General features: G+C 43.1%; 11 protein-coding genes. 1 reads left to right on the forward strand and 10 read right to left on the reverse strand.

Going from position 1 to position 23,573, the window contains the following annotated elements; genetic code table 11:
* Positions 1-123: 123 nt before the first annotated feature.
* The 10 genes from RYH73_RS13550 to RYH73_RS13595 all read right to left on the reverse strand — a co-directional run bounded on the left by RYH73_RS13550 (position 124) and on the right by RYH73_RS13595 (position 20,183).
* Positions 124-1,311 carry an alginate lyase family protein gene (locus tag RYH73_RS13550; protein WP_335313972.1) on the reverse strand — a complete coding sequence of 396 codons (1,188 nt, stop codon included), beginning with the start codon at positions 1,309-1,311 and terminating at the stop codon, positions 124-126.
* Positions 1,308-3,458: a glycoside hydrolase family 31 protein gene (locus RYH73_RS13555; RefSeq protein ID WP_335313973.1), complete on the reverse strand. Its 2,151-nt coding sequence runs from the start codon at positions 3,456-3,458 to the stop codon at positions 1,308-1,310. The genes RYH73_RS13550 and RYH73_RS13555 overlap by 4 nt, the downstream gene beginning before the upstream one ends.
* 9 nt (positions 3,459-3,467) lie before the next feature.
* Positions 3,468-6,029 (reverse strand): glycoside hydrolase family 95 protein, encoded by a 2,562-nt coding sequence (locus RYH73_RS13560; protein ID WP_335313974.1) that lies wholly within the window; start codon positions 6,027-6,029, stop codon positions 3,468-3,470.
* A 173-nt stretch (positions 6,030-6,202) separates the two neighbouring features.
* A complete protein-coding gene (locus tag RYH73_RS13565) occupies positions 6,203-8,671 on the reverse strand; it encodes a glycoside hydrolase family 2 TIM barrel-domain containing protein (protein WP_335313975.1) in 2,469 nt (822 codons plus the stop codon).
* 66 nt (positions 8,672-8,737) lie between these two features.
* Complete coding sequence (locus RYH73_RS13570; RefSeq protein ID WP_335313976.1) at positions 8,738-10,192, reverse strand: alpha-L-fucosidase; 1,455 nt, start codon at positions 10,190-10,192, stop codon at positions 8,738-8,740.
* A 17-nt stretch (positions 10,193-10,209) separates the two neighbouring features.
* Positions 10,210-11,778, reverse strand: a complete 1,569-nt coding sequence (locus RYH73_RS13575; protein WP_335313977.1) for a RagB/SusD family nutrient uptake outer membrane protein — start codon at positions 11,776-11,778, stop codon at positions 10,210-10,212.
* A gap of 11 nt (positions 11,779-11,789) precedes the next feature.
* A complete protein-coding gene (locus RYH73_RS13580) occupies positions 11,790-14,882 on the reverse strand; it encodes a SusC/RagA family TonB-linked outer membrane protein (RefSeq protein WP_335313978.1) in 3,093 nt (1,030 codons plus the stop codon).
* Between the two features lie 124 nt (positions 14,883-15,006).
* On the reverse strand, positions 15,007-16,821 hold the full coding sequence (locus tag RYH73_RS13585; protein WP_335313979.1) for an alpha-L-fucosidase: 1,815 nt from the start codon (positions 16,819-16,821) through the stop codon (positions 15,007-15,009).
* Positions 16,822-16,862: 41 nt separating this feature from the next.
* Positions 16,863-19,415, reverse strand: a complete 2,553-nt coding sequence (locus RYH73_RS13590) for a glycosyl hydrolase family 95 catalytic domain-containing protein (protein ID WP_335313980.1) — start codon at positions 19,413-19,415, stop codon at positions 16,863-16,865.
* Between the two features lie 333 nt (positions 19,416-19,748).
* The gene (locus tag RYH73_RS13595; protein ID WP_335313981.1) at positions 19,749-20,183 is read right to left on the reverse strand and encodes an Hsp20/alpha crystallin family protein; all 435 of its coding nucleotides are present in this window, start codon (positions 20,181-20,183) and stop codon (positions 19,749-19,751) included.
* A 309-nt stretch (positions 20,184-20,492) separates the two neighbouring features.
* On the opposite strand from RYH73_RS13595, the gene RYH73_RS13600 reads away from it, so the two are divergent.
* On the forward strand, positions 20,493-23,570 hold the full coding sequence (locus tag RYH73_RS13600) for a SusC/RagA family TonB-linked outer membrane protein (RefSeq protein WP_335313982.1): 3,078 nt from the start codon (positions 20,493-20,495) through the stop codon (positions 23,568-23,570).
* Positions 23,571-23,573: the final 3 nt, after the last annotated feature.

Genomic DNA, 23,573 nt, shown 5'->3' on the forward strand with positions numbered 1-23,573 from the left:
TTATCCGTTATCAGATTTCAGCAATCGTCTTCTACCCGCACTAACTATTTTACTATCCTACCATTTAACCACTCAACTATTCAACCACTTGACAACTCAACTATTAACCAGTTAACGACTCAATTACCTAAACCAAATGACGGGATTCCGAATTGGCAGATTTCGAACCACTTCCTCCACTTTTGGTGCATGATCCAACTGGGTCCAGGTAACGAACCAGTTTCCCTCTTTAAAAGCTTGAGCACAGAACAACAGGGCAGGTTGTGCAACCGGCCAGTTATCCCAATACATTACATCCTTTGCATAAGGCCAAGACCGCTTATCTTTTATATAAGGATACATAAAGGCCATTCCTTTCTTAATCGAACGTCCATCCACTAACTGAAAATCCCACAAGTTGTCACTTGTATCAGACGCTATTTGACATAACATAACCATCGCATCTAGATTAAAAAGTGAATAACCGTAAGGTTTCGTGCGTTTAAGCTCACGTGGAAAGCTGCCATTTTGCGCCATTTGATTGGGGAGTAAGACTGTTTTATATCGTTCGCGGCAAAATTCCAGCAATTGCTCATCCCCCACAAGCCTGGCAAAAGAAGCCACCTGCATTGTCCAACAGGTGCCATGATTGTTCTCTGCATTCATTTCATCCTTTCCATAAGGATGATGAGTTAACCACTGTAAATAATCCGTGAACCAGGCCTTGATGTATTTTCTTAGATCGGAAGGAAAAACGGTGGCACTTTCCATGACGAGAACTCCTTGCGCGACTTCCATGAGATGAATCGTATCAATGATACCAATGCCTCTTCCTGTAAAGCGCCCTTTGATAGCCTGCGCATACAACAAATTGGGATTCATCAGCGTTTCAGGATTTACAAACCAAGCTTTTAAATGCTCCAATGCATGCATAACATATTTTTCGTCCTTCGTTAGCCGATAGGCTGAAGCCAATGCGCCTACAATTTGACTAAAGCGAATCATTGCTTTTCGGTGCGCCACAAAGTTCTCCGGATTGGTCATCCCATCTTTTTGTATATAAGGACCATCTGGATCCGCGGGGTCGGGCCACCAATAGTCTCCTTCTGAAAAAAAATCGTGTTTACCTCCACTACTTCGCGTCGATTGCGCTGCAGTAACCGTTAAGGGCTGCTGTTGCATGGCCCATTCCGCTTGTTGTAAAATCTGTTTGCGCAAAATTTGCATTGCTTGCGTCTCGTAGGACATGTCTATTGCAAGATCAGTCCATGAGATACACAGGCCTGCCATTACTATACACAGATAGAACGCACCGTAATTAACCCTTCTCATGATGTTGTCATAAATTTAAAGCTTACTTTTCCAATTGTATTTGGCTTTCCCTTCTCCGGCGGCGATATGGAACCTTTCCATTTTCCATCTTTGTTACGTTCCACTTTTACCCTACGAAAACTATAGTCCCCTTTTTCATAGTTAAACGTTTCACCGTCATCGTCGTATAGATCATACACGCCCGGTTTTTCGCCATAATGCCTGAGCTCGATCATTATTCGTTCGTCTGCTTTAGGCGCATGAAGTAGTGGCGGCATGAAAGGGATAATTCCCCCATCTTTTACATAAACCGGTATCTTATCCAAACCTGGACTAACCGTAATCATTTCGCCGTTGCCGACAAACTTGCCTGTGTAAAAGTCATACCAGTTTCCTTTCGGCAATAGCACTTCCCTGCTCGCTTGCCCGGTAAACATGGGCGCTACCAGCAGATTTTCACCCGCCATATATTGATCCTTAATTTCGCGGTGGGTCGCTTCCACATAAGGATTCTTTTCCAAATCCTTCGTTAACACTTTTTCTGACTCTTGTAACGCAAAACCCTCCTCTAAATTCATCGCGCGAAACGGGGGTGTTCCCTTAAAATGATATTTAGCAAATTCACTATACCAATAAGGCATCATGCGCATCCGCAAAAGTGCCGCCTCCTTTACCTGGGCTTCCACTTCGGGAAAAGACCAAGGTTTCGTACCACTCGCCCACGCATTGATCATGGCCATCGGAGAGAAAATGTTAGACTGAAAGCGTCGTAACCATTCCTCCGCACTTTTAGAAGCGCGTACTTCGGGTGTCCATAACACGCCTGCAAATCCACTGTTGATTAAGGCTGTAATAAAATCTTCGTGTTTGTAATAATCGTTGTAAATAACATAAGGGAAAGAGACAGCACCTGCATTTGATCCGCGTATCAAACCATAGGTACGTTTGTTTGACTTTTTATATAACTCGGTGCTATAGCGTTGCATAAGCACCCCGTAAGTCTGCCGCATCTGTTCGGCCGTATAACCCGAAGGGAAAGACGCGACATCCGGCCACAGATAGTGGTCGCCACCGTCAACTTCATCAATTTTATAACCGCTGACGCCTATATCAACTTGGCTTCGCTGCCACTGAGAAAAGAGGATGTTTCTCGCTTGCGGCATCATCAAGTCGGGAACCAACCCCACCCATACTGTGTGGGATGCTGTAAAAGGTTCGATTTCCTTAAAAATGGGTGAAGCAGGTGAAACGTAAGGATTGGTCCATAGATTAATCCGAATACCTTTTTTCAACAATTTCTGTACAAATGCTTTTGGATCGGAGAAGCGTTTATGATCCCACTCAAAAGTACAAGGATAAGATTTGCTTTGCCACCCCGGTTCCAGGCCGACAAAATCCAATGGATAGCCCCTTTCTTCAAAGGCCTTTATCTCTTCCTCTACCTCTGCAGCATTGTACAGCCGTTGGACACGCTGGGTAAAACCCAATCCCCAACGCGGAGGCAAGATACCTCCTCCATTAAACAAATTGAAACGGCGTACCGCATCTAAAGGTTTCGGTCCTCCAAAAATATAAAACTCAACCCCAGCAGCCGGAACTAATATCTCTACCGCGTCACTATAGGGACGAGCTGTCCACGTTTTATCCATATTCCGGTCTTTCGCCTGTGGTGGGTGTTTACTATCCTTTCGGACAGCGGAGCCCGCGTATACCTCCAAGTAACGTGCACTATTGACAAAAACCCCATAGCCCCTTGAAGAAACATAAAAAGGTGTAGGAGCATGTGTTCTACCATTATCGACGCCTCCGTAGTGATCAACATGGAGGCGTAGAATCTTTCCACGTTGATGCACTGATTGAAAGTTGAGTCCGAAACCAAATAATTGTTCCAGTGAGTCTAAAGGGAAATGTAGGTACGTTTTTCCGTCAACTGTGCTCGCATTGATCTCCTGCTGTAGGAGCGGAAAAGACGGGGTATCCAACGCTTGGATTGCCGCTGCTCGTGGCGTTACGCCCGCAGCACGTAACAAATTATAGGACTCCGGCGTCCCTACCACACCCTTCCAAACACCGGGTAAGACTTCCGTCCATTGAATTTCCTGTCCAATAGTTTTGGACGAGGTGATGAGCAGAAAGAACAAAAGTCCATAAGAGCATACATTTTTCATTAACTAGCTTTATAAAGGTACAATCGTATATGTTTTTCCTTTTTCCGTTGGGAAATCTATTACATAAGTCTCTTTCACGTGGAGCGTCTGCAAAGATGTCTGCTGATTTTCTACGATCGGAAGTTCTTCAGGTTTTATTAATAAATCATTTGGGACGCTTACCTTAGCGACGGTAGTTTCCAACACTTTAACCGGTACAGAGGTTCGCAAACGACAAGTACCACCTAACGTTGAATGGATCAGTGCGCGAGTCAAATCCCCTTGCGCCCAGTCGATTTCAACGGTAAAATTTCCACGTGCTTTTATGCCTTTAATGGCGCCACTTGGCCAAGCATCCGGCAAGGCAGGTAATAAATGAATTTCACCTGCGTGGCTTTGAAGCAACATTTCAGTGATGCCGGCAGTAGCACCAAAATTTCCATCAATTTGAAAAGGTGGATGTGCATCAAAAAGATTGGGATAAGCCCCACCCCCGCTCATCTGCTCTTTTTCTTCTTTGGGATCGATGTAGCGCAACGCATCCTTCAAGATCTTATAAGCATGATTTCCGTCCTGTAGACGCGCCCACCAATTTGTCTTCCAAGCCATGGACCAACCCGTACTCACATCACCTCGATGAAGCAACGATTGCTTAGCCGCGGCCGCCAGTTTAGGCGTACCACCGATGGATAGCTGATTACCTGGATAAAGACCAAAAAGCTGAGAGATATGGCGATGTTTATCTTGCGGATCATCCCAATCTTGATACCATTCCTGCAATTGGCCATACCGGCCGATATGGTAAGGATAAAGTTTAGCCTTTGCTGTCGTTAATTTTGCCTTAAAATTCGGATCGATTTGTAAAATATCGCTTGCATGCATACACGCGTTAAATAGTTCGCGAATAATAGCCATGTCCATGGTTGATGCCATACTCAATTGATATTCCTTACCCTTGATTTTAATCGTATTTTCGGGCGAGGTAGAAGGATTGGTTACCAGATAATGACTATCAGGATCTTCTGTGAGCCAAGCCAGCATAAAAGAGGCGGCTCCTTTCATCAAAGGATAGGCTTCCTCCTTCAGAAATTTTTTATCCCCTGTATAAAGATAATGCTCCCAAAGATGCGTGCAAAACCAAGCACCCGCCATGGGCCATGCCGACCAGCGTGGCATACCCTTGGGATCCCAATCGTATCCCCCGGGTGGGGATGTCTTTGCCCATAAATCAGTATTATGATGAACGACCCAACCAGTGTCGATCGCATAATTCACTTTCGCTGTTACTGCCCCGTTAACCGCCAGTTCTTTCATAAAATCGAACAAAGGTTGATGGCATTCCGAAAGATTCGTATTTTCAGCTAACCAATAATTCATTTCGGTATTGATATTGGTCGTGTAATTACTTCCCCAGGGAGGTTGAACGTGATCATTCCATATTCCCTGTAAATTGGTAGGCCTACTACCTGGACGCGAGCTGGCAATCAATAGATAACGACCATATTGATAGTATAAAGCCAGCAGTGCATGATCCGATTTCCCCTTAGCCAGCCGTAGCATCCTTTCATTGATCGGTAGTTTCAAGGCTTCCACATCGTTCCCCAGATTGATGGCCACCCGATGGAACAGCGATGTGTAATCAGCGATATGTTTCGATTTTACATCCTCATAATTCAATTTTGAAACTCGGTTCATACAAGTGGTTGCTTCGCGAGCAGGATCTTTGCCCTCCAGTCCGGGAGACTTATCAAACCCGTTAAAGCTAGTTGCTTCTGTTAACCAAAGTGTAACTGAATTGGCTCCGGAAACACGTAAGCTATTATTGTTAGCGAGGCTTTTCCCACCTACGGTCTGTACTTTTACATGAACTTCAAAGTTCATCCCTTCCCCATTCGCCTCATCATAAACAACCTGTTTCGGTTCATAATCACGATTTGCCACAAATTTAGGCGCCTTTCCCCGAAGTATTAAATAATCATCATCCTTCGCCTTTGTTTCATATTTCAGTTTGCTCGTTAATGCAACATCAAAAGTTATTGCACCGGGCTTGTCGGCGGTTATACGAATGACCATTGCTTTATCCGGCCAACTGATGAAGCTTTCGCGCGTGTAAGAGACGCCTTGGTAGGTGTATTTTACCGTTGAAACGGCGTTGTCGAGATCTAAATCACGTTGATAAAACGAAGCAAGTGAATCATTCCGATGAAAATCCAGCAGCAGATCGCCAAGTGGCAAATACCGAGCCGAATAGGGCCCTTGCATTTGTTTCCATAAACTTGTTGCCTTTTCATAGTCCCCTTCAAAAATAGCCTTTCGTACCTGCGGAAGTACACGAGGGCCGTTCGGGTTGTTACCCGGATTGGGGAAACCCGACCAAAGTGTATTGTCATTCAGTTGATAACGTTCCACCCGAATTCCGCCAAACACCATGGCCCCGGTTTTAGCATTGCCCAATGGCAAAGCCTCTTCCCATACCGATGCCGGTTTTCTATACCATAATTTTAATAACTTTTCCTGCTCCTGGGTATTCCCCACGAATGTGGCAAAGACACAGCTTAGGAACACAAAAAGAGAGATCTTAGGTTTATTCATTTTCCATTTGGTTTTTATTCAGTGCTTAAATTTGGATTCAAATCGTCGTTGACATTCCTTAGTATTTATCAAACGTCCGATCGCTCAATGCTAAAATGTAGACCCTCACTATTCAACCACTATACTACTCAACCATTTAACTACTCTACTATTTAATGACGCAACGATATCTACTAATTTAAGGTTACGAAGGCCGTTTTCATTCCTTCCGACTGTACACTGGCAACGCATTTTCCCTTCGGTAGACGGATCTTAATCAATGCCCGACCGTTGTAGGCCTGCACCTTTCGCGAGCCGTCAGAGGTTCCCTGATTATCGATTAAACTTCCATCACCTATAGCCGAAAAATGCAACCAGTTTTGGGCATCTAAACAGGGGACACCTTTCGTATCCAATAAGCTCGCTTGAATGGTGATCATATCACCCTCACGGCCGATTTCCTTTAGATCCATTTGCGCCGGTTTACCCCATTTTGCCGTTTGATAGTTTTGTGTGAGTTCATCGCTTACCATCTCCTTTCCGTTCTTTGCAACGGCTTTAAAATGATTCTCCCCCGCACGAAGTCTTACCATCCACCGCAAGCCCGCAGCAGGAAAATCCTGTGTATTTCTTTTTTTAAGGCCTACACTTTTCCCATTAACAAAAAGTTCCACTTCCTTTGCATTGGAATACACCTTAATCATTTTTTCTTCATCTGGATCTCCCCAACGCGTTGGCCAAGAATGTCCATAGATATGTACCATTGTTTTTTCTGTCCAATAGGACTGGAATACATAATACGCTTCTTTCTTATTCAAATCACGTTCCACTACACCCTTTTGATTCACGTAAGGTACGGGATTATCCGGTCTCACCGGTGTAGAGAAATCTTTAAAAGGCCAATAAGCTGTCCCCGTTAACCAGGACATATTTTCCTGCTCTTTCAAATGCCAATCAATCAGATTACAGATATAACTTTCACTCCAGTCGCCATCCTTTGAAACCCTTGCTGCTCCGCCATATAAAGAAGCATCACCCGCTCTTTCGTCCACCCCATCGCTTGCTGTAATCTTCGCCAAGGCTTTATCGGGATTTTCGGCATGTCTACGTGCATGACTGTCTCCTCCCCATTCCACATGAAGAAAATGATTTACCTTTTTCATTTCCTCTTCGGATGCCTGTTGATAATCGGTGTATAAGCCTCTATACCAACCTGCCCAAATGGATGGTGAATAAACGTCTACAATATCCTTGCAAAAATCGCATCGACGGATAGCCGTTTTTCTCGAGGGATCTAATCGGTGAGCCAACTCATTGAGTTCCTTCATAAAGGCCCTTATCCTCTCTTTATCAAATACCGGAAAATCACCTGGCCAATCATTTTCATTCCCTAAACCCCAAATGATGATAGACGGATGATTATAATGCTGTTCGATCATATTGGTCAACATTTGTCGTGCCTGCTTTCGATAAGGTGCTCCTCCTAGCCCACCTCGACACCAGGGGATTTCTTCCCAAACCAGGATACCGAGGCTATCACAAGCGTTCAAAACAAGTTTCGACTGTTGATAATGACCTAAACGGATGAAATTAACACCCATTTCCTTGATGAGTTTCATTTCCGCAAGAATCATTGAATCCGTCATTGCCGCGCCAACTCCTGCATGATCTTCATGACGATGTGTGCCGCGTAGTAACAAACGTTGTCCATTCAAATAAAACGGTCCCCTTTCTTTAAATTCAATGTGACGGAAACCTAGTTTTTCTTCCATCACATAACTAGCGGTTTCCGTTTTAGCTGTTACCACCAGCTTGTACAATGATGGTTGATCAGGGCTCCATAAAGCTGGTTTTTTGATGGTTAGTTCAGCGGGATTAATTTCACCCCCTTGCGTTGAAAATTCATCTTCCAGTTGTGCTACTTGTTTTCCTTGCGGATCCAACAGACGCATCTTGAGTTTCAAGTTTGAACTAAGGGTAGCATTTGAAAGTCGTATATGTACTTGGAGCGTTCCTTCCTTCCCTTGCGAATCGACATTTACGTGAGCAGATAGCCGATCAATAGCAATTTCCGGCACGTACTGCAAATTGAGATGCCGATAGATACCACCATAAAGATTAAAATCAGAAAGATCCGAAGGTATCATTTCCAAATCGCGGGAATTGTCAACACGAATAGCAATAGGGACCTGTCCCTGGAACTGTTCTTTACTTATCGGGTTTTCGTAAAAGGCTTTTACCGCATCCGTAATATCCACCGTCCATTCATCATAGCCGCCGATATGCTCGCCTATTTTTGTTGTATAAACATAGACTTCCGTTTTCTGTCCGACACCTTCAAAATGTAACAAGGTGCGCCCATTTTGATAAGGATTATCGACGTGTATTTTTTTTCGATACCACCCAGGACCCTGATAATAACTTACATCAGGATCGACTGCATCCATAGCGTTAAAACAATGAGGAAGATTGACCATTTGCCAACTCGGAACCGCTTCCGGATTTCCCTTTCCAACAGGTCTCACGGCCTCCCAAACACCCCCCAAATCACTCTTTAAAAATACCCAATTTTCATCAATACGGTGGGTTTCTTGACCCTGAGAAGTAAAAAAGGGACCTATAAAAAAAAGTGTATACAATAAGTAATATTTTAATTTAAACATAACGTATTAACCATTCGACTATTCAACTATTTAACTACTCAACCATTCAACTACCCAACTAATCATCTAATCCAATGCACCGCTTTTCATCTCCCTTGTAGGTAGTCCCGGTTTGACCGGGTCAATAGAACCTTTCAACTCCAGTTTGATTACGGTTGCAATCTGATCAGGTGCGTGCGCAGGAAGATCAATCCAGCTAAGTTCTCCTTTGGTATGCATGTTTAAATTTTGCTCAGAGGCCAAAAGTTTAACAGAGATAATTTTGCTTTTAATGGCTGGAACAAGCAGTTTTCCATCAGAGGGCCAATCAAATACCGATAAATACAGAAGGGTATTCTTTCCGGCACTTTTCATCGTACATCGACCCCAATTCAATGGGCCGAGCGGACTTGCTTTCGATGCATATATTGCTTCCCCATTTACTTTCATCCAGTTACCGATCTCGCGCAGTCGTTCGATGCTTGCAGCAGGGAAAGCACCATCTGGCTGAGGACCAATATTCAGCAAATAATTACCTCCCTTGGAGCTAATATCGATTAAGTTTCGGATAAGCGTTTCCGTGGATTTCCAGTTGCTATCTGAAGTCCGATACCCCCAGGTACCGTTCATGGTCATGCAAGTTTCCCAGTACTTTCCGTCCAATTCCGTCAAATCCGGAATCTTTTGTTCAGGCGTTTTGGTATCACCCGGAAAATTAGGCCTCTTCAATCGATCATTGGTAATGATATTGGGTTGTAGTTTCAATTGCGCCTGTAGTTTACGAGCCGCTTCATCCGTCATATTGGTAGGAGTATCCCACCACAGCACTGCAATATCACCGTAATTACTAAGCAGTTCTTTTACCTGAGGGACCGAGACCCCGTTTATATATTCATCAAAGCTGGCCGTCTCTTGTGCGGGATCCCAATGACCTTTGTGCGCCAGGGTATAAGCATCAATCCGGGTAGAATCGGGATTAGGCCAGCCTTCCCGCATCAGCTTTCTTGCCGCTGAACCACCTGGGTTGTTCCAATCTTGAGCCTGGGAATAATAAAAACCCAATTTTATACCATATTTTTTACAAGCTTCGGCCAAAGGTTTTAATAAATCTTGACCATAAGGCGTCGCGTCTACCACGTTCCATTTACTCGCGGCCGTTTTGAACAAGGCGAATCCGTCATGATGTTTGGCTGTGATGATTAAGTATTTCATCCCCGCCTCCTTGGCCATTCTTACCCACTCATCCGGATTGTAATGAACCGGGTTAAATTTTTTGGCCTCTGCCTGATACACAGCTACTGGAATTTTACACCGGTTCATGATCCATTCGGCGCCACCTCGTGCCTGTTCATGTCCGTTATAAACACCCGCAAACTGTGCATATACCCCCCAATGGATGAACATCCCAAATCGAGCTTCGGTCCACCATTTCATTCGTTTGTTATCCTTTTCTACCAGCAGTTGTGCCTTCAATGGTTTTAAAGAAAATGTGATACTCATTACGAGCAAAAACATCCAGCAAGATTGTCTGCACTTGTTCATTTCAGTAAACGTTAAATTTAAAAACCAGGTGTCTGTTTATAACCGTCATTTCCTAAACTACGAGCAATATCAACTTCCGATTGCGGCACCGGCCATAAGGTATCACGCGCTTGAAATAACCTAGCAGCACCATCGGGATCTTGAATTGTATCCATCACCTCCTTTATAATTCCCCACCGTTTTAGATCAAAATAACGCTGTCCTTCCAAGGCCAGTTCAACTCGTCTTTCTTGCCTGATAACCGCCCGAAGTTCTTCCTGGCTATAACCATCATTCAAGTTAAACAAAGGCATATTCACATCTGAGCGCGCACGCACCTGATTTAAAGCATCGATCACGCTTTGATCAGGTCCGCTGCTTTCATTTTTCGCTTCCGCGTACATGAGCAGCACATCAGCATATCGTAAAAATACCCAATCTTGATCACTTTGCGTAGCATAGCTGGTGGGCCATTTCGATTCGTTAATATATTTACGTGGTAAATAACCTCCCAACACATTCTCAAAGACGGGGTCAAAGGCCGAGGCAGCATCTGGTCCCCGCCAAACACCTGTATAAATAATAGAAGCTTTTAAACGTGGATCCCTATTTTCATAAGGATTACTTGGGTTGTAATAAGCAGATTCCGTAATAGGTTTGCCGTCTATACAGGCATAGCTATCAACCAAATAGTGCAAAGGTTGAACCGCTTTAAGATAGGAATACATCATATCGGCCGGGCTATACATATTGGGCGGCAAAAATTTAGCAGAGAACATAATCTCCGAATTGTTGTTTTGACCGGGTTTTCTAAAAAGGTTCCTATAGCCCCCTTGATAGATGGAAAATATTTTTTCATTCATGATGGTTTGGGCTGTCCCGGCCGCTGCTTCCCACTGCTTATTCGTTAATAAAACCTTTGTTTTGTACCCCAAGGCCGACCCTCGAACCGCATGCCCGCTATACGGCGTATTTGGCAGGTGCTCGATCGCAAAATCAAGGTCTTCTAAAATAGCTGAAATAATTTGTGCCTTTGGTGTACGCACTAGCATCGCACTCGCCTCATCCAGCCCCAAGGGTTGCAATGTTAATGGAACATCGCCATATAATCGGCTAAGTAAAAAATAATAGTGTGCCCTAATAAATCTTGCTTCACCTTTATACTTATTGCGTTCCTCTTCGCTCAACGTTGTTATCTTATCAATATTGGCAAGTAAGCGATTACAAGCACCGATTGCTTGATAGGATATTTCATAACCTTCTGCCTGCATCCCACCTGTTGTTGGCGTTATTCCTGAACGAGAAATTACATTAAAGCTATTGGAACTATTTGGTACAAAAGCATCGTCGGAGAGGCCGTCCCATAACATCGATGCCCCTCCCCATCCACCACGCGCATTGGTCGAAGAGGTGGCATTGTATCCCCGGCTCAATAATTCGTAACATCCGGCCAACGCTAAATCGGCGTCACTTTTTGTTTTCCAGAAATTCTCTTCCGAGATCTTATCGGTGGGATTCTTCTCTAACAAGTCTTTTGTACAGCTACCCCATGTAAGCGTAGCAAACACAATGAAAGAAATATAAGTAATTTTTAATGTAAGCTTCATAACATGATGATTTAAAAGGTTATACTCGCACCGAATGCAAATACTTTATTCTGTGGATGCGTAACGTATCTTCCCGAGGTTGCACCTCCACTAGAAGACACACCGCGTTCGGGATCTAAACCGGGGAATTTCGAAAAGGTCAATAGATTATCTCCTGCGAAATAAACACGCAACCCGGTGATTCCAATTTTATTTAAAACACTTTCCGGTAGGTTGTATCCGAGCTGTAGATTTTTCAGCCTAAGAAAAGAAGCATCCTTTAAAAAGAATGAGGAGGCCGTTCTCACATTATTAGCCGCCGGTGTGCCTTCGGCTCCAACAATAGGCAGTGATGCATTTGGGTTTTCGGGTGTCCAGGAATCTTCCATCCAATCGCGGGTGAATACTCCTCCTTGTCGAAATGGAACAATTCCCCATTCACTGACAAATATTTTCTGTCCTTGCGATCCAAAGAGAAACACCGTCAAATCAAAATTTTTCCAGGTAGCGGAAGCATTAAAAGAATAGTCAAAATTTGGAAATGCGCCCGGTATCACGACGCGATCGTTATTGTCCACAATATGATCACCATTTACATCTGCAAATTGCAGGTAACCTGGTTTCGCTGGTATTTGTTGCACCGGTGCATTGGTAATATCCTCCTCCGAACGAAAAATACCCGTGTTTTGCAGCAGATAAAAGCTTCCATAAGGCAGGCCCTCACGAATAATCGTATTTCCCTGAATACGTTCAGCGCCATATTTCATGACCTTATTACGATTGGCTTGGATATTTCCACTTAAATTAAGAGCGACTTCTCCAAAGGTTTCGCGGTATTGCAGTCCAAGCTCCACCCCTCGATTCCGAAGTTCTCCGTAATTGACAGTTGGCGCTTCCAAACCAATATAGGATGGAAAGGCTGTAGAGGAAGAAAGGATATCGGAAGTAACTTTATTATACCAATCGAAATTAGCCGTCAATTTGTTGTTGAAGAAGCCAAGATCAATACCAAAATCAACAACGGTGGTACTTTCCCATTTGATACGATTATTGGCCATAGCCTCCTGACGAGCGGCCTGTTGCAGTGACTCTTCGAAAGGATAAGCGTAGGATGAGTTCAGCACGGTTTGATATGGATAATTACCAATGTTTTGATTTCCTAATGTCCCGATAGATGCCCGCAATTTTAAATCGCTCATCACTGTTTTGAGCTTATCGCTATAAAAACTTTCCTCCGAGATTCGCCATCCCCCGGATACGGAAGGGAAAAAGGCCCACTTTAAATCTTTAGGAAAACGAGAAGAAGCATCATAACGTGCATTCCCTTCGACCAAATACTTACCTTTATAGTCGTAATTTATTCTTCCATAATAAGATCGCAGGGACCACTCCTCAGTAACACCCTCATTCGTCTGCTGCCCGGCACCGCCGGCATTTAATTCAGGTATGTCATTGCTGGGAAATTGCAGACGGCTACCAAGGAGCATTTGCGTTTTATTATATTCCACTTGCGTACCCGCCAATACCTTCAGGTGGTGATCACCAAAAGATTTATCGTAGGTAAGCTGCGTATAACCTACCGGATAAACATTGTTATCATCGGTAACTTCCAACCCCTGACCGCCAACGTCCAAAAGTCTACTGGGCACATCATTTGGGCCCGCAAACCATAGGTATTGTTCAACTATCGGTTTAAAGGTATAATTTTTAGAAAAGCTGTAATTTAAACCACCGCTTGTTCTCCATTCCAAGCCATCCAATAATTTGACATTTAGAAAGAGATTACCCTGCATATAGTAATTGTTCAATTTTGTCAAGGCATTTTCTGCCACGGCTACCGGGTTCTTATTAGGTGATTGAAAGGGATAGGCTCGAGAGCTGTACCTACGGCTACCATCCGGTAGGTACGGGCCATACAGTGGTGACTGACTAATAGTGGAAAGAAATTGGTCTTCACTACCGTTCCGCGGATATTTCCGATCACCATAATTTAAGGTAATGCTGGATCCAAAACTGATCCGTTCATTGATTTTGGAGTTCAGGTTAATCTGTAAGTTGTACTTTTTAAAGGAAGTTCCGATCATGATATCCGGTTGATCCACATAACCGAGAATAACATTATAAGTCGTACCACTCCCTCCTCCACTTAACGATAAATTATGTGTTTGTACGGGGACCGTACGAAATACGGCATCCAACCAATTAAAATCAGGGTATAAATTTTTATCTGTCGCATTTGCATAGGCATCGATCATCTCCTGGCTGAACATCGCGTTGGAATTGGTTATACCTGAGTTTTTAGCCGCCTGATTATAGAGCTTCATGTAATCGACTGAATTATAGACAAAATTCGGTAAGGACGACGCTTTCGTAATGCCAATATTATAATCATACGTCAGCTTAGCTTTCCCCGCCTTACCTTGCTTGGTCGTTACCAAAATAACACCGTTTGCCGCGCGAGCACCATAAATGGCAGCCGAAGCAGCGTCTTTCAAAACGGTCACATTTTCGATTGCCTGCGGATTTAAATTGGTCAAGCTTCCAGGAATACCGTCAACGATAATCAATGGTGAAGAAGAAGCACCATAAGAACCCAATCCTCTCACTTGCAGGTTTACATTCTCGTTACCTGCTTCGCCCGACGCTTGCGTAACCCGTAAACCGGGCATTCTACCTTGAAGTAACTGTGTCGGATTGGTTGCGATCCGTTTATTTACCATATCGCCATCTACGGACGCAATGGCTCCTGTTAAATTCACTTTCTTCTGTGTACCATAACCAACAATCACCACTTCATCCATTTGATTGCTCAATTCCTTCAATACAATATGAATCTGCTTTTTTCCGTTAACATTCACTTCTTGCGTTGCCATACCGACCTGACTAAAAATCAATACGTCCTGTGGCTCAGCCTGCACCTGATAGAGCCCCTTGACATCCGTCGTGGTACCTTTATTCTTTCCCTTTACTTTAACACTCACACCAGGAGCCGTGTCCCCATCAGGACCTGTTACTTTGCCTGATACAGTATTACTGCTCTGTGCCCGTGCATGAAAGTTCAAAACACAGGTTTGAAGTAATAATAATGGTACTATAAATAGCCTTTTCGTTAATTTACCCTTCATCTTTTTTAGTTTATGCGGTTAGCCCTTATTTAGGTTTAATGCACAAAAATCCCAATTCATCGCCGTCTCAAAGGGTAATTTTCGTTCTATTTAGGGGTATAAAATGGTTTTTAACTATGATGGATTAGTTTATAGGCTTTAGCAGCACGGCTTTAAGCTTAAACAGCTCTTGTCCATTGGCTACCGGTTTTATATCCAAGATATATTGTCCTGATCGTTCAATGGCAACCGTTGCTACAGGTTGTTTAATAAAAAGTAAGGGTGATTTTTTATCAAAGCTACCTGTATGTAAAGTTTTAAAATAGAAGTTTTGATCGCTGATGGATAACATCCCCTCCTGGTTGGCACTTTCAGGTTGACAAGCGTATTCCAGTATAATTTGGTAATCTCCCGGTTCCGTTATTCGAATATCAAATTGGGTTTTATCTGTTTTTCCGTTGGCCATACCAACAACGCAAGTTGTATGTTTCCAATCACCATAGTAATGACTATAGGTTAAATTTTCTATATGCGCATTTCCTTCCGTCTTTGCAAAAGCAGCCTTCAATACGTTTTCGTCAAAGCAACCGGAAACAATAAGAGGAGCTTCCTTCTCATCAGTAGGTACTTTACCCATATATTCCAAGACGAATACCGTATTTTTTGCATCAATTGGGAAGGTCGGCAAATCGATTCGTATATCGTTCCCTTGTTTATGCCAGTTAAGCACTTGCCGGCCTGCCAAGGCATATACTTTCTTCACCTGCCTATTGAATGCCGGAATAAGCAACTCTCCATTATGCGGTCGGTTCCAAACATGCAGATACTGTTTCCCCGGCTTCGATGTGGTAACACCCCAAGGCTGTTGAGGAATCAACCCTTCCGTTGTACCATAAATACTTTCGCCATTTATCTGTAGCCACTTTCCGGTTTCTCGTAAAAACCGTACTGAATATTCCGGGATGCGACCCGAACCGTCGGGGCCTACGTTCAACATGAGATTGCCTCCTTTAGATGCGGCTTCCGCCAATAGTTGAATAATAGTTTCCGGTGTCTTAAAATTCATATCATGTTTAATATAACCCCAGGAGTCATTATGGGTATAAATCGATTCCCAGGCTCCCTTTATTGGCGTAGCGGGCATTTCAGAGTCGCCATAATCTCGGTAATCTCCCAAGCCATGTCCTACCCGGCTGCTGAATAAACTTTGCGGTTGCAATATTCTTAAGCTATCCACGAACTGTTGCGTCTGTTCTTTCGTTAAACCACCGGGCGTGTCAAACCAAACGATACCTAAATCACCATAATTGGTCATTAATTCTTTCAGTTGCGGAATCGCCTTTTGTCGATAATAGGTTTGATAATCCTTTTTGGATTCATCAAAGTCCCATGTGTTTTTACCTCCATTTGGATCATGCCAATCTTGAAATTGCGAATAGTAGAAACCGAATTGCATACCCTGTTTACGAACCGCATCTGCCAATAATTTCATCGGATCTCGCTTATACGGCGTTGCATCGACAATATCAAAGGTACTTACCTTGGAATCAAACATGGCAAAACCTTCGTGATGTTTTGCTGTGATAACCACGTATTTGATGCCTGCGTCTTTCGCTAATTGTGCCCACTCATCCGCGTTAAATTGAGTTGGATTAAAGGAAGCCGCAGCAACCTCATACTCCTTTACAGGAATTTTTGCCCGATTCATAATCCATTCGCCACTTCCATAATATCGCTTTCCTTTCCATTCGCCTCCCAAATGTGAATAGAGCCCCCAGTGAATAAATAAACCGAACTTAGCATCTTTAAACCACTGGATATTGGGGTGCTCTTTACCGCTCGCGCGGTTATCCCACATCTCATCCATGGTTTGTCCTTGTACGGTCATCTTCAATAAGAACATCCAGAAGAATAAATATGGCCAAGATCTATTATAAGATAAGGTAACTTTTTCTTTCATTTTATCGATTTATTAGGTATCAGCTTTATCAATTTAATCAATTAATTTCGTATTATAATCCTTGCTGGTTCAAAACCATGCTGCATGATAACAATTCGATCCCCTTTCTCGGTGTCGAGAATCAATAAGTCGTCTCGTGTTACCTGCTCTTGTATGCCATTTCGATATACCACAAATGCCTGCCCGGGCCAAGGGTTTTGGATACGACATGTTTGTTTATCCTGCGCCTTGATTTCCACGAAGCGAATAAATCCTTTATTCATCGACGCACTTACCAGAAAATTATTTCTAGTCAACAATTTAAAAGTCGCATCCCATTCCTTTGGCCATGCATGAAAAACGCGTATAATAGGTTCTCCACCAGGATGAGTCGGCCCGTTAAAACACAAAGCCGTATGTAACGCTTCCGCTCCACGACCCAAGCGTTGGATATTGGTTGTATAAAAGCCTTCACTTAAATCCATTCGGTTCCGCATAACCTCTTGCTTTGGCGCTCTTCTTAACTGATTCGGCAACAAATAGCGTATCGCATCTTCCCTTCCTAAAATAGCTCCCGCTATCGGCAGTTTTGACAGCACATGCAAGTATGTACTCTTTTTTTCTTCTGTTTTAAAATAAGCGTCAAACGTGTTATTCGCGATCTCCCAATAATTCCCTTGAGCTCCTGGATTACATAAATCGAAAAACCATACCGGCATTGTATTTCCATCAGGAAGTCTTTTTCCATTTCCACGAACCGTACTTGTAGGAGGAAGCGATCCTACCCATATCTCCTTTTCCCGGGGGTCTTCTTGATAGTCAAAATTGGTAGTTAAAGGTGATAAATGCGCGAGAAATGCTTGCCATATCGGTCGCATATCGGCGTCGACATTTAAAATTTCCGAGGCCTTAATCAAAACCGGAAAAATGCCTTTCATAGCAGCAATTTCTTCCACTGTATTATGTCCACCCCAAATCGATTCATTATCATTTATGAAGCGTATATGGTAGCGGTCGTCTGATTCCTTTTTAACATTCGGAAAATTTCGATAAAACTCACCTATACCCTTCAACATGGGATACGCTCTTTCTCGCAACCAATTTTCATCTCGAGTATATTCATATTTTTGCCAGAATTGGTAGGCTATTTTTGCACCCCTGGAAAAAAGATGGTTTACCGGACCATACGGGCCATCACCTCGCTCTTTATAGATCCATTTTCCCGCTACCCATTCCCCGGTATGTTTCCAGTTCCATCGGCTCAAAAATGGGATTTTTGTTTCCGCATAGGCCATAAATCGAGCTGAACGTTGCGCCCAAGGTTCTTCCATTAAATATAAAGATTGCATCTCTTTCGCGATATTATCAGGAATAGCAGGTACACCATCAAAACCCATAGTCTCGGGTATATAGATCCCTTTCGATCGCCACTGCTGTTCAGCAGCTTTTTCTAAGGAGAAATAATTATGGAAGTATAGATTAAATAAAGGGTCCATGAGCTCCATGTGATTTGTTGGAAAGAGTGCATTATACAAGCAGCTCTGGTTGGCGCCCCAAAAAGCATTTCCCCACTGCCGCAGATCGCCACCGGTAGCCCACAGCATCCCGTTGAATTTAGTGGGGAACCTTCCTCTTGAACTCGAGGCCATGACATATAAGTAATAGGTATAATTTTGTTCAATATAATCAGCTTCTTTGTCTGCACTGGAAAGATGAATAAACGATTTTTGCCAAAAATTTTCCCACCATGCCTGATGGGCTTCCAGCAGCTTGAGGTAACGCTGTTTTCTTGCCGATTTCATTTTGGCAACAGCAGTAGCAGCTACATTTTCCGTTGAATCAAATGTGGCGGCACTCGCGATAAAAACAGTAAATTCAGTGGCGTCTTGTGCGTTTGACAAACGCATTGTGGACTCATTGGTTCGTTCGGCTGGCCCTGCATAATCCGATAAACCAATGACGACAGCGGAAGCACAGTAGTAATCATCCTCCCGAAACGCTTGAGTAAGCACCATATAATCGTCTTGCTTTTCCAGTTTGGATAGCGCGCGGTGATTCCCTCGTTCGGTAATCGGTTTCCGCAGCATGCCTAGGTTCGTCATAATGGGGTTTGGAGTGGTGCGCTTATCTTTTACATGCATGATGATGACGTCCTGCTCAGGCAAAGCCATCACTTCGGCCGTTATTCCTTTTCCTTTTACTGTGGAAATCCCTTTATAACATGAAAGATGTTGATGATAAGTAGGTACCGTAAAAACTTGTTCTCCAAAATCTAAATCGACGTTGGCCGCAGCACCTACGTATTCCGTATTCCGCTCAAAAAAATTATTGGAGGAAGAGTTGTTACCAAATATGTCCACTCGATTGATTTGTAGCTTCACTTGCGAGGGGGTCGTCCATACGAGACTTCCCATACGGCCGTTCCCGATGGGTTGCCCTTCTTCACTCCTTTTCACAGGCTCCGTATAGTACAAATCTGCTCTAGTCACCAAACGTTCATAATCCATTTGTATTAATGGCTCATTCGCTATTTTTGAGGGGGATTGCGCCTGCATTAATGTTGTATGAAGGAATAAGGCCAGCCAAAAGCAGCCTGTGACAATTCTTTTTATCATTTTTTCTACTTTAAATAAAGATCTGACTCCCCTTCTGTAAGAAGTATCCTTTTATCGCATGCCATTTATCCAGCAATGACGGTTTATCAAAGCAACATTTTTTAAACCGGCGTCTTCGTCCTTACAATGAAATCGACAGCCTTTATAGATTCTTAACGAAAAAGCTTATAAGTTTACAATCAATGCAAATAAACACCTAAAACCAGAAAAGAGGGGGCAATTTATGATCAATTATGGGGTAAAAAATGACTGTAAGCGTAAAGAAGTCGGTTAGTAGGACATTTGTAAGGTCATTGCGCAAAAAAAAAGCCACTTTTCAGTGGCTTTAAATTACTAGGAGATATTAATCAATCGAGGGCCCTTTCGTTTGGCCTCCTCCTTCTTCGGGACGGTTAATTGCAATAAACCATTTTCATACTTAGCTTCAATTTTATCCTCATCTACTACGTCCTTTGGAAAATTAAAACTTCGTTGAAACGATTGGTAACTGAACTCCTTTCTTGCATACCCCTCTTCCTTTTTTTCATCATTTAATTCTTTGCTAGAAGAGATCGTTAAGAGATTACCATCCAACTCTACTTTAAAATCATTCTTGTTCATTCCCGGTGCAGCCATCTCGACCTCATAACTATCTGCTGTTTCTTTTATATTGACAGAAGGAACGGTGACGTTTAGGGCTGAGAAATTCCCCTTATCCCAATTCAATAAATCTCTATTAAAAAAATCGTCAAATAGAGATGGAAAGCTAGTTCTTCTTACAAGTGACATTACAACCTCCTTTTTTAATTTAACGGTCAACCTTATGTCCAAAAACAAGCAGAAAAATGAAAAGTTTCAACGAATTCTATTCTAAATAAGATTCCCTTATTTTTTAAAATTCATAAAATATTTTGAAATGTAAATTTTAAATAACTATCTTCGGGTACGTAACCGAAATTATAAACCCTTACTGTAGGATCATCGTTCATTAAATATATATACATGATGCTAATGTCATAGACCATCTACGTGTACGTACACATTTATTTGTAACTTATACGATCAGTAAGTTGAACCAGTGCTTTTAAAACTTAAATTATGGAGAAAAAGACAAATCACCTAACATCAAAAATTTTGGCTTTTTTGTTAATGGCCTGTTCCACCATAGGAGAACTAGCCGCGCAAACCATTCGCATGCAAGGTAAAGTAGTCGATGAAAAAAATGCGCCATTAGTGGGGGTATCAGTCCGGGACACCCTTAATAAAACAGGGGCTACTACAGATATTAAGGGCCATTTTAACCTCATGACGAATCGGGGATCAACGTTGACCTTTTCTTTGATAGGTTATATCAGTCAAATGCATACGATAAATGGGGAGGCAGACCTAATCATTACTTTAAAAGAAGACATTTCTGCTTTGGATGAAGTAGTCGTCATAGGTTACGGAACCATGAAAAAATCCTCCGTCACAGCGGCGGTATCTAAACTTGAGAATAAAAACCTGGACCAAATCCCATTGGCTAGGCCCGAAGCAGCCCTCCAAGGTAGATTGGCCGGCGTTAACGTATCTCAAACGCGCAGCGCTCCCGGTTCGACACCGCTGATACGCATCCGTGGGGGTTCGGGCTCCATTGATGCAGGTAATAGCCCTTTAGTGGTGGTAGATGGTTTTCCTGGAGGTTCCTTCTCCAATATCAATATGAATGATGTGGAATCGATTGAGGTGCTCAAAGATGCATCTTCCGCTGCCATCTACGGATCAAGGGGAGCCGGTGGCGTGATCATTATTACGACAAAACGTGGAAAAACAGGAAAGCCTGTGCTCAACATCAATGCCAATGGGGGTGTTTCAACAGCAATGGGACATGACGATTGGCTGGATAAAGACGAGTACTACGCTTATGCAGTTAGATACCAAAACCGAGAGTTCAACTACGTCGGTGGGGATACGAGCATTCCCGTTTGGGGAGACAATCGACGCCCGCCGCAGTATCAGGTTAGCGATGCGCTAAGAAACAACGCCAATACCAATTGGCAAGATGCCCTCTTATCCCCTGCCCCCTTTCAAAACTACGACTTATCAGTGAGTGGTGGCACTGAAAATGTAAAATACTATGCTTCCGCTATTATAAAGGACGTACAGGGCACACTTAAGAATACATGGTTTAAAAGTTACGGTGCACGAGCAAATGTAGATGTAAAGGTCAACGATCGCGTGAATATGGGACTGATGCTTAATCCAAACTATACCCGTAACCGCTTATCGCCCCATGCGATGATCGACCTGGTCAAGTATCCACCATTTGTACCGGTTCAAAATCCAGATGGTTCCTATCCGAAAGCACGTGATTATTGGGGCCTTGTTGTCTCCGGTCAAACCAATCCCATGGCGTTTATGGAAGGATCTTTCTACTTCGACGATGCCATGACCACTATAGGTGAAATGTATGCCAGTATCGATCTTGCTAAAGGGCTCAAAATAAAATCTTCCATAGGAATCACCCTAAGCTATTCTTCTTCCGACCGATTCCGAAGCACGTGGGGCTCAACCAACGGGATATCCACTGGAACAGCAAGTGACTCCAGAACCATTAACTTACTGAATGAAAACGTATTAAGTTATAATAAGGATTTTAATAATCATCATTTCGACGCGATTTTGGGAGCGTCTTATCAAAGAGCGACCTCCAGATCATCGGCTATGGGGGCTGTACCCGGGTCATTCAATAACGACATTATTCATACCCTGAACAATGCCATTATAGACCCTGCCCAAACCCGGACATCCAAAACCGAATGGGGATTAGTTTCCTATTTCTCCCGAGTTCATTACGCTTATAAAGACAAGTATCTGCTATCCGCTTCTATGCGAACGGACGCCTCGTCCCGTTTCGGACCGGACAATAAATGGGGATGGTTCCCGTCAGCATCCGTTGCCTGGCGAGTTTCACAAGAGGAGTTTATGAAAAAACTTCCGGCGATTAGCGATTTAAAACTACGCGCAAGCTACGGGTCAACCGGTAATTTCAATATTGGGAATTTTGATTACCTGGGTCAAATCGGGAACACCTATTATTCACCGAATAATGAGCTGTCCAATGCGCAGGTGCAAACCACACTGGGCAATCCATCACTCAGTTGGGAAAAAACGCAGGAATATGATTTCGGCCTTGACATAGGACTATGGAAAAACCGACTTAGCCTTACGGTTGATTATTATCAAAAAACCACATCAAATTTATTATATAACGTATCCATTCCTGCAATCACAGGTTTTACAAGCTGGCTCACAAATATTGGAAAAATCCGCAATCAGGGTGTCGAGCTGGAATTGAGCGCTCGCAATTTTCAAGGAGAGAATTTTACTTGGTCGACAGCTTTCAATTTTGCACATAATAAGAACAAGGTGGTTGATCTTGGCGGACTTTCCGAACGTTTATATACCGATCGTTTTGGTATGAGTTGGTTATTACGACTGGGAGAACCGATGTTTTCTTACTATGGCTATCAAGCGACAGGAGTCTTGCAGAATCAAGAAGAAGTTGATAATACACCTGTTCTTTCAGGGTCCAAACCAGGAAATCCAAGCTATCAAGATGTCAATGGTGATGGGCGTATTAACCCGGAAGATCGGGTTATCTTAGGCAGTTATATGCCTAAAACCATTTTAGGTATGGTGAATGACTTCTCATGGAAGAATTTTGATTTGAGTATTGCTATTCAGGCCTCTCTAGGTGCAAAGATTTACAATTTTGAGAATCAATATTATCAGGGCAATGTTTTAGGTGCAATGCGTCGCTCCCTGGTAGAAGGACAATGGTGGTCGGAACAAGAGCCGGGCGACGGAAAGATGCCCGCAGCAGCCTTAAGCCAACTTGAGTTCCAGGCAAATTCCAGTATTTATATCGAAAATGCCTCCTTTCTTGCCGTTCGCAATGTAAATTTCGGATACACCTTTCCTGAACACATCGCAAATAAGCTAAAAATGAAAAAATTCAGGCTCTACGCTTCCATCAACAATCTTTTTATGATCACAGATAAAAATTTCCACGGTTATAATCCGGAAGGTTATACAGCGGGAGAAATCGATGGAATCAATAGTACGCCCGGTTACAACAGTGGTTCAGAGCCTGTTAATCGAATATTCACCATAGGCCTAAATGTTAATTTTTAATCA

The organism is Olivibacter sp. CPCC 100613 (assembly GCF_036959255.1).
Taxonomy (GTDB): domain Bacteria; phylum Bacteroidota; class Bacteroidia; order Sphingobacteriales; family Sphingobacteriaceae; genus Olivibacter.